General features: G+C 59.0%; 11 protein-coding genes. 3 read left to right on the forward strand and 8 right to left on the reverse strand.

The window, feature by feature from the left end:
- Positions 1 to 11 precede the first annotated feature (11 nt).
- On the reverse strand, positions 12 to 1685 hold the full coding sequence (locus ACA046_RS29315) for a DUF1302 domain-containing protein (protein WP_497675462.1): 1674 nt from the start codon (positions 1683 to 1685) through the stop codon (positions 12 to 14).
- Positions 1686 to 1861: 176 nt separating this feature from the next.
- Between ACA046_RS29315 and ACA046_RS29320 the strand changes: the two genes are divergently transcribed.
- Entirely contained in the window at positions 1862 to 2803 is a 942-nt protein-coding gene (locus tag ACA046_RS29320; protein ID WP_459024139.1) for a LysR family transcriptional regulator, read from the forward strand.
- On the opposite strand, the gene tam is transcribed toward ACA046_RS29320, so the two are convergent.
- The gene (gene tam / locus ACA046_RS29325) at positions 2787 to 3548 is read right to left on the reverse strand and encodes a trans-aconitate 2-methyltransferase (RefSeq protein ID WP_459024141.1); all 762 of its coding nucleotides are present in this window, start codon (positions 3546 to 3548) and stop codon (positions 2787 to 2789) included. The genes ACA046_RS29320 and tam overlap by 17 nt on opposite strands.
- A gap of 104 nt (positions 3549 to 3652) precedes the next feature.
- Here tam and ACA046_RS29330 point away from each other — a divergent pair, with 104 nt between their 5' ends.
- A complete protein-coding gene (locus ACA046_RS29330) occupies positions 3653 to 4561 on the forward strand; it encodes a LysR family transcriptional regulator (protein WP_459024143.1) in 909 nt (302 codons plus the stop codon).
- Between the two features lie 90 nt (positions 4562 to 4651).
- On the opposite strand, the gene ACA046_RS29335 is transcribed toward ACA046_RS29330, so the two are convergent.
- Both ACA046_RS29335 and ACA046_RS29340 read right to left on the reverse strand, forming a co-directional pair.
- Positions 4652 to 5170: a single-stranded DNA-binding protein gene (locus ACA046_RS29335; RefSeq protein WP_003210042.1), complete on the reverse strand. Its 519-nt coding sequence runs from the start codon at positions 5168 to 5170 to the stop codon at positions 4652 to 4654.
- A gap of 9 nt (positions 5171 to 5179) precedes the next feature.
- Positions 5180 to 6574, reverse strand: coding sequence for an MFS transporter (locus tag ACA046_RS29340; RefSeq protein WP_497675463.1), 1395 nt, complete (start codon positions 6572 to 6574; stop codon positions 5180 to 5182).
- A 178-nt stretch (positions 6575 to 6752) separates the two neighbouring features.
- Between ACA046_RS29340 and uvrA the strand changes: the two genes are divergently transcribed.
- Positions 6753 to 9587, forward strand: coding sequence for an excinuclease ABC subunit UvrA (gene uvrA / locus ACA046_RS29345; protein WP_010174605.1), 2835 nt, complete (start codon positions 6753 to 6755; stop codon positions 9585 to 9587).
- Between the two features lie 67 nt (positions 9588 to 9654).
- On the opposite strand, the gene bfr is transcribed toward uvrA, so the two are convergent.
- The 4 genes from bfr to ACA046_RS29365 form a co-directional block, all read right to left on the reverse strand.
- Positions 9655 to 10119, reverse strand: coding sequence for a bacterioferritin (gene bfr, locus ACA046_RS29350; protein ID WP_003210048.1), 465 nt, complete (start codon positions 10117 to 10119; stop codon positions 9655 to 9657).
- A 155-nt stretch (positions 10120 to 10274) separates the two neighbouring features.
- Positions 10275 to 11723, reverse strand: a complete 1449-nt coding sequence (locus ACA046_RS29355) for a catalase (protein ID WP_497675464.1) — start codon at positions 11721 to 11723, stop codon at positions 10275 to 10277.
- Between the two features lie 249 nt (positions 11724 to 11972).
- Entirely contained in the window at positions 11973 to 12359 is a 387-nt protein-coding gene (gene rplQ / locus ACA046_RS29360) for a 50S ribosomal protein L17 (protein WP_003210053.1), read from the reverse strand.
- 41 nt (positions 12360 to 12400) lie between these two features.
- The gene (locus tag ACA046_RS29365; protein ID WP_003176403.1) at positions 12401 to 13402 is read right to left on the reverse strand and encodes a DNA-directed RNA polymerase subunit alpha; all 1002 of its coding nucleotides are present in this window, start codon (positions 13400 to 13402) and stop codon (positions 12401 to 12403) included.
- Positions 13403 to 13420: the final 18 nt, after the last annotated feature.

Raw genomic sequence — 13420 nt, forward strand, 5'->3', positions numbered from 1 at the left:
TGCAGCCACGGTCAAAATGATCGCTGGACGGTAAAGGCGATAAAGTCGCGGTCCTTGAGCGGTTGCCCATAGGTGTTGGCGTTCTGGCTATCGAGGAAGTTGTCGCTGCCGCCGATGTAGTGCGTGTAGTTGAGGCCGGCCTTCCAGGTTTGCAGGTACTCAAGCTGCAGGCCGATGCTCACATCGCCGCCTTTGTCGCCCACGCCGTTGTTGAATTTACTGATCACCGACGAGCGCCCTTTCGGGTTGTAGCCCAGGCCCAGCGGTACACTCAGGTCGACGCCGGGGTACACCTGGAAGAAGTTGGGGGTGAAGCTCATGCGCAGGCCCCAGGCATCGCGCTCGCTGTTGGGGTCGAGCGCGGCAGCGTTTTTGGTGATGCTGGTGCGCCGGTGCCAGGCCACTTCACCCGCCAGGCTGGCGGAATCCCAGATGCCGTTGCTGTTGAACGAGTAGAGGCTGGAGAGCTGGGCGTGCAGCGAGTTGCCCACGGCGTACAAGGCATGGCTGTCGTTGTCTCCCTGGCCCGTCGGGTTGGCCTGGGACACGCTCACCAGCGGCGTATTGCGCCGCACTGAAACTTCACCGGCAACGTTGGCATCGCCCACCGAGGTGCTGAAGCTGGCGCCAAATGCGCGAATCCCTTCGGCGTACACCAGTTGGTATTCGCCCAGTTGACCGGTCAACGGGTTGGGCCCACCGGCATTGGCGCGGGTGTAAACCATCGGGTCCTTGGCGTGGTAGCGGATAGCATAGAGACCGAAATCGGTGTTCCAGTCTTCAGGCGAAAAACGCAGCGACAGACCGTACTGGCCCTTGTCATCGGCCTTGATGTCTTTGCCGTGAAAGAACGCCAGCGGTTGTTGGTTGGGGCCGATCGGGCCACCCACAATCAAGCGTTCACCGCCCTCGCCCACCACATCCGAGGTGGAAAAATAACTGCCTACGGCAGGGATGCGGTTCTCTTCCCACGCAAACTGGTAGTACGCCGCCACCGAGACGTTCGGCCGCAACTGGATCTGCCCGGAGAATTGATTGACCGGGCGAATCAATTCCTTGAACGGCGTATTGGGTACCGAGGTGGCCTTGATGATGTCCACGGGTGCTTGCCCGCCCGCAATGCCGTTGGCCCCGAAGAACAGGCTTTCGCCCCACAGCACGGTGTGCCGGCCCAGGCGGAAGCTGGTGGGCAGTTCGCCGAGGTTGCCCTTGCCGAAGACAAACGCGTCGAGGATCTCGGCATCGCTGCCGTGCAGCTTGCGGGTGTCGTCAGTGAAGCGGTCATAACTGACTGAACGCTGGTTGGCGGTGGCCGGAGAATCGTTGTCGTTGCCGCCTTCGTACGCGCTGTCATACCAGCCGGCCGCACTGACGCGGGCGCCGAAGTTGTTACAGCGCGCATCAAATTCGGACAGGATATTCAGCCGGTTGGAGATCAGGCCCTTGTTGAAGTTACGGTCGCTGTCGTCCTGATTGACCGTGCTGACGAGCTTGCTGTCCCGGTCTTTGACCCGCCAGGCAGCGTTGTACTTGAGGGTGTTGTCCCAGCGCAGACGCAAGTCTGAATCGCCGGTGTCGATTTCAAAAGCACCCGCATGGTGGACCCAGCCCATTGCCGCAAGCGCCGCGGCGAGGGTGGCCCACTGGCAAGGCGGCCGGACGCTGCTCATACGTTCCCGTTTCATCAATACCAACCTCTGACTTGTTATTTTTGTCTTGAAAGGTCTTTTGAGAACCGGCGCTCCTGCCGCTTCTGGAATCGATAATAGGGAGGGCCAAACAATCCGAACAATCGATTATCGGGATGCCATCCATCCAAAAAAAGTGATACAACGCGCCATGCTCATCTGGAGGCAAGGCCATGCGTTTTCATCACCTGGATTTGAATTTGCTGGTGGTCCTCGACACCCTGCTCACCGAACAGAACATCACGCGCGCAGCGCAGCGCCTGAACGTCAGCCAGTCGGCCGCCAGCGGCTTGCTGGCGCGGTTGCGGGATTATTTTGATGATGAACTGCTGGTGCAGGTGGGACGCAAAATGCTGCCGACGCCACTCGCCCAAGGCCTGGCCGAGCCGGTGCGTCGGGTGCTGCTGGATATTCAATCGACCATCGTCAACAAACCCGAGTTTGACCCGCTGACCTGCAAGCGCCACTTCAAGCTGATCGCCACAGACTTTGTGACCACGGTCATTCTCGGCCCGCTGACCCAGCGGTTGCAGCAACGAGCGCCACACATCACGCTGGATATCCAGCACGCCTCCGATCACTACAACCAGATGCTGACCCAGGGTGAGGTGGATTTTGTGATCATGCCCGATCAGTACCTGTCCGACCTGCATGCCAAGGAGCTGTTGTTCGAGGATGACTACCAATGCGTGATCTGGTCGCAGAACAACCTGGTGGGCGACCACCTCAGCCTGGAGGAGTACCTGAACCTGGGGCACATTGCGGTCAACTTCGGCAGTGCCCGCGAACCCAGTTTCAGTGAAAAAATCCTTCAGGGTTATGGCCAGGCGCGCCGGGTCGAGTTGACCACCAGCAGCTTCAATACGGTGCCGCATCTGCTGGTGGGCACTCAACGGGTCGCGGTGATCCCGCGAAGCCTGGCGACCTTGTATGGCGATTTCCTGTCATTGCGCGCACTGGCGCCGCCCTTTCAATTGCCGCTGCTGCGCGAGTTCACCTTGTGGAACAAAGTGCTCGACAGCGACCCGGCGCACCGCTGGATGCGCCACTTGCTTCAGGAAGTGGCAGCGGAATACAGCGAGCGGGTGGCCGGGTTGTTCATCGGGTCGCGATGATGAACAAGCGCGGGAATGGCAGCAACACCGTGCCATCGGCGAGCGCTGGATAGGCCTTGGTGATCCGCGCCAGGTACTCGTCAAGGAACGCGCTCTTTTCCGATTCGGTCAGGGGCGCCAGGAACGGACGCAACGCAGAGCCCTTGAACCACTCCACCACCGCAGCAGAACCGGCCAGCGGATGGTGGTAAGTGGTGCGCCATACATCCACCGTGGAGCAGTGTTTGCTCAACAGCTCAAAGTAGTAGCTCGCGGTATGGCGTTCGTTGTGTTTCACCGCGCCGATCTTTCCAGCCCATGGGCCGTCCGCCGCCACTTCCCGCGCCAGCTTGTGGGCCGGTTCATCGAGGTTGTCGGGCGTCTGCACCGCCAGGGTGCCGCCTGGCGTCAACTGGTTTACCAAATGCGGATACAGCGTGGCGTGGTCGGGCAGCCATTGCAGCGATGCATTGGCAAGGATGACGTCGAATGTCTGAGCCGGGTTCCAGGCGCCGATATCAGCCAATTCGAAGTTCAACCCAGGCAGGCGCTTACGGGCGTCGACCAGCATGTCATCGGAGCTGTCCATACCGGTGACCAATGCCTGTGGAAAACGCTCGGCCAACACTTCAGTGGAATTGCCAGGACCACAGCCCAGGTCGACGGCGCTGCGCACGTCGCCCTCAGGGATGGCCGCCACCAGATCCCGGACGGGACGGGTACGCTGTTGTTCGAACATCGAGTATTGCTTGGCTGACCAGGTCATTGCGGCGTTCCTTCTTCTGTGAGGAGTGACGACAGCCTAAATCTTGTGATCCATGAGAACAAATGCCAGGATTGACCACCTCCCATACCTGAAAAGTATTCCTTATGCTGGAGCTCAGGCAGCTCAGGGCCTTCGTCGCGATTGCCGAAGAAGGCTATATCACCCGTGCAGCAGAACGGCTGGGCATGCAGCAACCACCATTGACGCGATTGCTGCAAAGTCTGGAAGCCGAGTTGGGCGTGGTGTTGATGGAGCGCCTGCCACGGGGCGTGCGCCCGACCACTGCGGGTTTGGCCTTGCTGGAAGAGGCGCGACATATCTTGGCCAGTGTCGATGGTGTGGCCGACATCGTGCGCCGCGCTGCCCGTGGTGAACGTGGACGCTTGGCCATTGGCTTCACCAGCTCTGCTGCCTTGCATCCATTTGTTCCCAGCGTGTTGCGCCTGTTTCGGGAAACCTTTGTCGGTGTTTCTGTTGTTTTGGAAGAAGCTGGCACTGGTGAACTGCTGGACGCGCTGCTCCATGAAAAGCTCGACGCGGCATTTATCCGCTCGCCGCTAAGCGGGACGCAGGCGTTGCAGGATGAACCAATTCTGGTGGAGCCGATGTTGCTGGCGCTGCCCACTGATCATCCGCTGGCTATCGATCCGTCGACGCCGCTGCCGATGGCGGCATTGGCCACCGAGGCGTTTGTGTTGTATCGGCGCCGGGTGGGGCTTGGGCTGTATGACGCGATTCTGGTGGCGTGTCGCGAAGCGGGTTTCAGCCCGCAGGTTGTGCAAGAGGCGCCGCGCATGACGGCAACGTTGAGCCTGGTGGCGGCGGGGCTTGGGGTTTCGATTGTGCCAGCGTCCATGCAGCGGTTGCGAGGTGACGGGATTGTTTATCGGGAGCTTTCGGAATGTCGGAGCCTGGTAGCGCCATTGCACTTGGCTACGCGGGTGGGCGATACGTCGTCGGTGCTGGAGCGGTTTCGGGAGTTGGTGGTGAGCGCCGCATCTACCGATGAGTAGACGGTTACCTGCCACGAAATGAAAAACCCCCGAGGCCAAGGCCATCGGGGGTTTTCAGGTGTTACGCGACAGTTCGGGTCTCAAGCGACCTTAGAACGGAATATCGTCATCAAAGCTGTCGAAGTCGGCTGCTGGCTGAGGAGCGGCCTGCTGTGGCGCTGGACGCGACTCACGCTGTGGCTGCTGGGTTGGCTGCGGACGCGACTGCTGCTGTGGACGCGGTGCCGAGTTGGACATGCCGCCCTGGCCCTGTTGGTCGCCCTGTGGACGGCCGCCCAGCAGTTGCATGGTGCCTTGCATGTCGACCACGATTTCAGTGGTGTAACGCTTGATACCGTCTTTTTCCCACTCGCGGGTTTGCAGTTTGCCTTCGATGTAGACCTGCGAACCTTTGCGCAGGTATTCACCGGCGATCTCTGCAACCTTGCCGAACATCGACACACGGTGCCATTCGGTTTTCTCGACCTTCTGGCCGGTTTGCTTGTCGGTCCACTGCTCGCTGGTCGCCAGACTCAGGTTGGTCACGGCGTTACCGTTCGGCAAGTAGCGAACTTCGGGATCCTGGCCGCATGTACCGACCAATATGACTTTGTTAACCCCACGGGCCATAACGTTCTCCTAGGCTGGGCGCGCTGTCGGCACTGGGTTGACCAGTTGCTCGAGCGTCGCGCGATCCAATAATTCGGTGTCCAATTTGATGTAGATGGCGGCTTCTTCAGTAACAACCACAGCATCCGTAACCCCAACAACGGCCTTAAGGCGCTCGACCAGACCGGCTTCGCGGATCGCTTCGGGCGATAACGGCAAGCGCAGGCTCGTCACATAGGGAGGTTCGCGCATGGTAACAGCAAAGGCTAGCCAGAGGGCAGCCAGACCTGCGCATCCCAGGAACACAACCGACAAACCGCCATGCTGGAACATCCAGCCGCCCATGATCCCGCCCAGTGCAGAACCGAGGAACTGGCTGGTGGAATACACGCCCATCGCCGTGCCTTTGCCGCCGGCCGGTGAAACCTTACTGATCAGCGAAGGCAATGAAGCCTCCAGCAGGTTGAACGCAGTGAAGAACACCACCGTGCCGATCACCAGCGCCCGAAGGCTGTCGCCGAACTGCCAGAAGAATAGCTCAGTGAGCATCAATGTCGCGACGGCGCCCAGCAGAACTCGTTTCATTTTGCGTTTCTTCTCGCCGTAGATGATGAACGGGATCATGGCGAAGAATGAAATCAGCAGCGCGGTGAGGTAGACCCACCAGTGCTGCTCCTTGGGCAACCCGGCTTTTTGCACCAGGGCCAGGGGCAAGGCGACGAAGCTGCACATCAGCATCGCGTGTAATACGAAGATACCCAAATCCAGCCGCAGCAGGTCCGGGTGCTTGAGGGTGGGCAACAGCGCTTGTTTCGCGACGCCCGACTCACGATGCTGCAGCGGCCCGGTGGAATGCGGCACCATAAAGGCAACGATCACGATGCCGAACAACGCCATGCCACCCGTCGCCAGGAACAGGCCGTGCAAGCCGAACGCGCGGGTCAGCAGCGGGCCGACTACCATCGCCACGGCGAACGAAAGACCAATGGTCATGCCGATCATAGCCATGGCCTTGGTGCGGTGTTGTTCGCGGGTCAGGTCGGAGAGCAGCGCCATGACGGCGGCGGAAATCGCGCCGGCGCCTTGCAGGACGCGTCCGGCGATCACGCCCCAGATCGAGTCGGCATTGGCGGCGAGCACACTGCCCAGGGCGAATACGATCAAGCCCAGGTAGATCACCGGCCGGCGGCCGATGCGGTCGGAAATGACCCCAAACGGAATCTGAAACAGCGCCTGGGTCAGGCCATAGGCGCCAATCGCCAGGCCGATCAGGGCCGGGGTCGCTCCTGCGAGATCCATTCCATAGGTCGCCAGCACCGGCAACACCATAAACATGCCAAGCATACGGAATGCGAACACCAGGGCCAGACCGCTTGCTGCGCGGGTCTCGCTGGCACTCATGCGTTCGCTGTGGGGATCGTGCATGGATAAACCTCGTGTGAACCGGCGGCGATTCTACCAGTCCCATCGATTGAGAGGGTATATGCGGCGCTTTGCCGCGCAGCTTTCATGTAAGGCTGCACCCGGCACTTTGACAGTGTATATTCATCCAGTCTTTAGCCGTATACTCCTGCATTATTTACGCCCGCCGTGCGAGGCCATCTTGGACAAGATCCTGATTCGTGGGGCTCGAACCCACAACCTGAAGAACATCGACCTGACCCTGCCACGGGACAAACTGATCGTCATCACCGGCTTGTCCGGGTCCGGCAAGTCGTCCCTGGCGTTTGACACGCTGTACGCCGAAGGCCAGCGCCGCTACGTGGAATCCCTGTCGGCCTATGCCCGCCAGTTCCTGTCGATGATGGAAAAGCCCGACGTCGACACCATTGAAGGCCTGTCGCCCGCGATTTCCATCGAACAGAAATCCACGTCCCATAACCCGCGTTCCACCGTGGGCACCATCACCGAAATCTACGACTACCTGCGTCTGCTGTATGCCCGCGTGGGTATCCCCCGTTGCCCGGACCACGACATCCCCCTGGAAGCCCAGACCGTCAGCCAGATGGTCGACCTGGTGCTGGCCCAGCCGGAAGGCGCCAAGCTGATGCTGCTGGCACCGGTGATTCGCGAGCGCAAGGGTGAACATCTTTCCGTCTTCGAAGAACTGCGTGCGCAAGGTTTTGTTCGCGCCCGGATCAACGGCAAGCTCTACGAACTGGACGAAGCGCCGAAGCTGGATAAACAGAAGAAGCATTCGATTGATGTGGTGGTCGACCGTTTCAAGGTGCGTGCCGATTTGCAGCAGCGCCTGGCGGAATCTTTCGAGACCGCATTGAAGCTGGCAGACGGTATCGCCCTGGTGGCGCCAATGGACGACGAGCCAGGGGAAGAAATCATCTTTTCCGCACGCTTCGCCTGCCCGATCTGCGGCCATGCCATCAGCGAACTGGAGCCGAAGCTGTTTTCCTTCAACAACCCGGCCGGCGCCTGCCCGACCTGTGATGGCTTGGGGGTTAAGCAATTCTTCGACATCAAGCGCCTGGTCAATGGTGACCTCACACTGGCGGAAGGTGCGATACGCGGCTGGGACAGGCGTAACGTCTATTACTTCCAGATGCTGGGTTCGCTGGCCTCGCACTATAAGTTCAGCCTCGAAGTACCCTTCAACGAACTGACGGCCGAACATCAGAAATTCATCCTGCATGGCAGCGGTTCGCAGAACGTCGACTTCAAGTACTTGAACGACCGTGGCGATATCGTCAAACGCTCCCACCCGTTCGAAGGCATCGTGCCGAACCTGGAGCGGCGCTACCGCGAGACCGAATCCGCCAGCGTGCGCGAAGAACTGGCCAAGTTCCTCAGCACCCAGCCGTGCCCGGATTGCCGTGGCACGCGCCTGCGCCGTGAAGCGCGGCACGTGTGGGTCGGCGAAAAGACACTGCCGGCGGTGACCAACCTGCCGATTGGTGATGCCTGCGAATACTTCGGCACGCTTAAGCTGACGGGCCGCCGCGGGGAGATTGCCGACAAGATCCTCAAGGAGATTCGTGAGCGGCTGCAGTTCCTGGTTAACGTTGGGCTGGACTATCTGTCGCTGGACCGCAGTGCCGATACGCTCTCCGGTGGTGAAGCCCAGCGGATTCGCTTGGCCAGCCAGATTGGCGCCGGTCTGGTGGGTGTGTTGTACATCCTCGATGAGCCATCGATTGGTTTACATCAACGGGACAACGATCGCCTGCTGGGTACGCTGAAGCACCTGCGGGACATCGGCAACACGGTGATCGTGGTTGAGCATGACGAAGATGCGATTCGCCTGGCCGACTATGTGGTCGACATCGGCCCGGGCGCGGGTGTGCACGGTGGGCATATTGTCGCCGAGGGCACGCCGGCAGAAGTGATGGCGCATCCTGACTCGCTGACCGGCAAATACTTGTCGGGCCGTGTGAAGATCGCCGTGCCGGCCAAGCGTACGCCGCGCAACAAGAAGATGGCACTGCACCTCAAAGGCGCGCGTGGCAACAACTTGCGCAATGTCGATCTGGAAATCCCACTGGGACTGCTGACCTGCGTGACCGGTGTATCCGGTTCAGGCAAGTCGACACTGATCAACAACACGCTGTTTCCACTGAGCGCCACTGCACTGAACGGCGCGACGACTCTTGAAGCCGCCGCTCATGACAGCATCAAGGGTCTGGAGCACCTGGATAAGGTGGTCGATATTGACCAAAGCCCGATTGGCCGCACACCGCGTTCCAACCCGGCGACCTACACCGGGCTGTTCACGCCGATTCGCGAGCTGTTCGCCGGCGTGCCGGAATCCCGCTCACGCGGTTACGGGCCTGGCCGGTTCTCGTTCAACGTCAAGGGCGGGCGCTGTGAGGCGTGCCAGGGCGATGGCTTGATCAAGGTTGAGATGCACTTCCTGCCGGACATCTACGTGCCGTGCGACGTGTGCAAGAGCAAGCGCTACAACCGCGAAACCCTGGAGATCAAGTACAAGGGCAAGAGCATCCACGAAACCCTCGAGATGACGATCGAGGAAGCCCGGGTGTTCTTTGACGCGGTACCGGCCCTGGCGCGCAAGCTGCAGACGCTGATGGATGTCGGCCTGTCGTACATCAAGCTCGGGCAGTCGGCGACCACGCTGTCGGGTGGCGAGGCGCAGCGGGTCAAGCTGTCTCGCGAGCTGTCCAAGCGTGATACCGGCAAGACCCTGTATATCCTCGATGAGCCGACCACTGGTTTGCACTTCGCGGATATTCAGCAATTGCTGGATGTGCTGCATCGCTTGCGTGACCACGGCAACACGGTGGTAGTGATCGAGCACAACCTGGATGTGATCAAGACCGCCGACTGGCTGGTGGACCTGGGGCCGGAAGGCGGCTCCAAAGGTGGGCAGATCATTGCGGTCGGCACACCGGAGCAAGTGTCTGAGATGAAGCAGTCTCACACAGGCTTCTATCTCAAGCCGCTGCTGGCCCGCGACAAGGACTGATTGTTCAGGCCCACGAAAAAGCCCCTGTCACTTACACAGTGACAGGGGCTTTTTGTAGCCGGAGGAATCAGAACTGCGATTGCAGGTAGTTCTCCAGGCCAATCAACTTGATCAGGCCCAACTGCTTTTCCAGCCAGTAGGTGTGATCCTCTTCAGTGTCGTTCAACTGCACCCGCAGGATTTCCCGCGTGACGTAGTCGTTGTGCTGCTCACAGAGCTCGATGCCCTTACAGAGCGCGGCACGGACCTTGTACTCAAGGCGCAAGTCGCTGGCGAGCATCTCTGGCACCGTGGTGCCGGTGTCCAGGTCGTCGGGACGCATACGCGGCGTGCCTTCGAGCATCAGGATACGGCGCATCAGCGCGTCGGCGTGCTGTGCCTCTTCTTCCATTTCATGGTTGATACGCTCGTAGAGCTCGGTAAAGCCCCAGTCTTCGTACATCCGCGAGTGAATGAAATATTGGTCACGAGCTGCCAGTTCGCCCGTCAGCAACGTGTTGAGGTAATCGATTACGTCGGGGTGACCTTGCATCGCCCTACATCTCCCTGCTTGAAAGTCTGTAGTTTGAACCATGATGACCCGGAGGTCACGGGACCAACGGCAGAAAAGTGAAGATTTCCGGTGAAAAGTAGCTGAAATAACGCAAAAACCGCCCAAATGAGGGCGGTTCTGCTTATCGTTTAGAGTTAGTTAAGCGATACACCCAGTGCAGATGCGATCCCTTCTCCATAAGCCGGATCGGCCTTGAAGAAGTATTGCAACTGGCGCTGCACCACATCACTGGAAACACCCGCCATGGCGCCGGCGATGTTGTTGATCAGCAGGGCTTTCTGCTCATCATTCATCAGGCGGAACAGCGCACCGGCGTGGCTGTAGTAGTCGGTGTCTTCGCGGTGATCGTAACGATCAGCCGCGCCGCTCAGGGCCAAAGATGGCTCCGCATACTGAGGAGCCTGTTTCGGCGCATCGGCATAGCTGTTTGGCTCGTAGTTGGGAGCCGCACCGCCATTGGCGCCGAACGCCATCGAACCGTCGCGCTGGTAGCTATTGACCGGGCTAAGTGGCGCGTTAACCGGCAGGTGCTGGTGGTTGGTGCCTACACGGTAGCGGTGGGCATCAGCGTAAGCGAACACACGGCCTTGCAGCATGCGGTCTGGCGACAAGCCAACACCCGGAACCATGTTGCTTGGACCGAAAGCCGCTTGCTCAACTTCAGCGAAGTAGTTCAGCGGGTTGCGGTTCAACTCCAGCTCGCCGACTTCGATCAGCGGGAACTCTTTCTGCGACCAGGTCTTGGTCACATCGAACGGGTTCTCGTAGTGAGCGTTCGCCTGGGCTTCCGTCATGATCTGGATGCAAACGCGCCATTTCGGGAAATCACCGCGCTCGATAGCGGCGAACAGATCACGCTGGGCGTAGTCAGGGTCGGTACCCGCCAGACGTGCAGCCTCAGCCGGCGCCAGGTTCTTGATACCTTGCTTGGTCTTGTAGTGCCACTTCACCCAGTGACGCTCGCCATTGGCGTTGATCAGGCTGTAGGTGTGGCTGCCGAAGCCATGCATGTGACGGTAGCCATCAGGGATCCCACGGTCCGAAAACAGGATGGTGACCTGGTGCAGCGCCTCAGGGGAGTGCGACCAGAAGTCCCACATCATCTGCGCACTTTTCAGGTTGCTTTGCGGCAGGCGCTTTTGGGTGTGAATGAAGTCCGGGAATTTCAGCGGATCACGGATGAAGAACACCGGGGTGTTGTTGCCAACGATGTCCCAGTTGCCTTCTTCGGTGTAGAACTTCAAGGCGAACCCACGTGGGTCGCGCTCAGTATCAGCCGAACCGCGTTCGCCACCTACCGTGGAAAAGCGCAGGAAGGTCGGGGTTTGCTTACCCACAGACTCGAACAGCTTGGCGCTGGTGTACTGAGTGATGTCTTGGGTGACGGTAAAGGTGCCGTAAGCACCCGAGCCTTTAGCGTGTACGCGGCGCTCAGGAATGTTTTCACGGTTGAAGTGCGCGAGCTTCTCGATCAGATGAAAATCGTCGAGCAGCAATGGGCCGCGTGGGCCGGCCGAACGGGAATTCTGGTTATCGGCAACGGGGGCGCCGCTGGCGGTAGTAAGGGTTTTATTCTGGCTCATGCTCAATCTTCCTCAGGTCAGTCTTGGAACTGCCGGCTAATCGGCTTGGGGGGAGTATTGACCAGGAGGATGACACCATCAAATTCATTAAATCATGAGCGTCGATAGAAATTAACTAACGAACCATCCGTACGGATAGCGAAAAGCAGTTTCATACGCCAAATACCTATTCGTTCGAGTTAATTCCAGTTTTCTACCGCGCACAAAAAACCGGGCACTAGGCCCGGTTCTTCGTTACAGACTGACGTCTTACTCAGCGGATACAGCTTCACCGCCAACTGGACGATCGATCAGCTCAACGTACGCCATAGGAGCGTTGTCACCAGCGCGGAAACCGCACTTGAGGATGCGCAGGTAGCCACCCTCACGGGTAGCGTAACGCTTGCCCAGGTCGTTGAAGAGCTTACCAACGATAGCTTTCGAACGAGTACGGTCGAAAGCCAAACGGCGGTTAGCCAGGCTGTCTGTCTTGGCCAAAGTAATCAGCGGCTCAGCAACGCGACGCAGTTCTTTAGCTTTCGGCAGTGTAGTTTTGATCAGCTCGTGCTCGAACAGCGACACCGCCATGTTCTGGAACATAGCCTTACGGTGCGAGCTGGTACGGCTCAGGTGACGACCACTTTTACGATGACGCATGGTTCATTCCTTACCAAACTCACGTTCGGTGATTACGACGATCAGGCAGTCGCCTTGTCGTCCTTCTTAAGACTTGCAGGCGGCCAGTTGTCGAGGCGCATGCCGAGGGACAGACCGCGGGAGGCCAGAACGTCCTTGATTTCAGTCAAGGATTTCTTGCCCAGGTTCGGAGTCTTCAACAGTTCTACTTCGGTGCGCTGAATCAGATCGCCGATGTAGTAAATGTTTTCCGCCTTAAGGCAGTTAGCCGAACGTACAGTCAGTTCCAGATCGTCAACCGGGCGAAGCAGGATCGGATCGATCTCGTCTTCCTGCTCGATTACCACTGGTTCGCTGTCACCTTTGAGGTCGACGAACGCAGCCAACTGCTGTTGCAGAATGGTTGCAGCGCGGCGGATAGCCTCTTCAGGATCCAGAGTACCGTTGGTTTCCAGATCAATAACCAGCTTGTCCAGGTTAGTACGCTGCTCGACACGGGCGTTTTCCACCACGTATGCGATACGGCGAACCGGGCTGAACGAAGAGTCGAGCTGCAAGCGACCAATGCTGCGGCTTTCGTCTTCATCGCTCTGACGCGAGTCGGCCGGTTCATAACCACGACCACGAGCTACGGTGAGCTTCATGTTCAGGGCGCCGTTAGACGCCAGGTTAGCGATTACGTGATCGGGATTAACGATCTCGACATCATGATCCAGCTGAATATCGGCAGCGGTAACCACCCCCGAACCCTTCTTCGACAAGGTCAGCGTAACTTCGTCACGGCCGTGCAGCTTGATAGCCAGACCTTTAAGGTTCAACAGGATTTCAATTACGTCTTCCTGTACACCTTCGATGGCGCTGTACTCGTGGAGCACACCGTCAATCTCGGCCTCGACTACTGCACAGCCGGGCATTGAGGACAACAGGATGCGGCGCAGCGCGTTGCCCAGGGTGTGGCCAAAACCACGCTCGAGAGGCTCGAGAGTGATCTTGGCGCGGGTTGGACTGACAACCTGCACATCAATGTGACGGGGTGTCAGGAACTCATTTACCGAAATCTGCATGGATGCACCTATTTTCTA

Source organism: Pseudomonas sp. LBUM1641 (assembly GCF_059716235.1).

Bases quoted from the DNA above. Each gene is read 5' to 3' on its own strand.
- ACA046_RS29355 (WP_497675464.1), bottom strand. From the start codon at position 11,723: ATGAGCCAGAATAAAACCCTTACTACCGCCAGCGGCGCCCCCGTTGCC.
- ACA046_RS29330 (WP_459024143.1), top strand. From the start codon at position 3,653: ATGCTGGAGCTCAGGCAGCTCAGGGCCTTCGTCGCGATTGCCGAAGAA.
- ACA046_RS29320 (WP_459024139.1), top strand. From the start codon at position 1,862: ATGCGTTTTCATCACCTGGATTTGAATTTGCTGGTGGTCCTCGACACC.
- ACA046_RS29315 (WP_497675462.1), bottom strand. From the start codon at position 1,685: ATGAAACGGGAACGTATGAGCAGCGTCCGGCCGCCTTGCCAGTGGGCC.
- rplQ (WP_003210053.1), bottom strand. From the start codon at position 12,359: ATGCGTCATCGTAAAAGTGGTCGTCACCTGAGCCGTACCAGCTCGCAC.
- ACA046_RS29335 (WP_003210042.1), bottom strand. From the start codon at position 5,170: ATGGCCCGTGGGGTTAACAAAGTCATATTGGTCGGTACATGCGGCCAG.
- ACA046_RS29340 (WP_497675463.1), bottom strand. From the start codon at position 6,574: ATGCACGATCCCCACAGCGAACGCATGAGTGCCAGCGAGACCCGCGCA.
- tam (WP_459024141.1), bottom strand. From the start codon at position 3,548: ATGACCTGGTCAGCCAAGCAATACTCGATGTTCGAACAACAGCGTACC.
- bfr (WP_003210048.1), bottom strand. From the start codon at position 10,119: ATGCAAGGTCACCCCGACGTAATCGATTACCTCAACACGTTGCTGACG.
- ACA046_RS29365 (WP_003176403.1), bottom strand. From the start codon at position 13,402: ATGCAGATTTCGGTAAATGAGTTCCTGACACCCCGTCACATTGATGTG.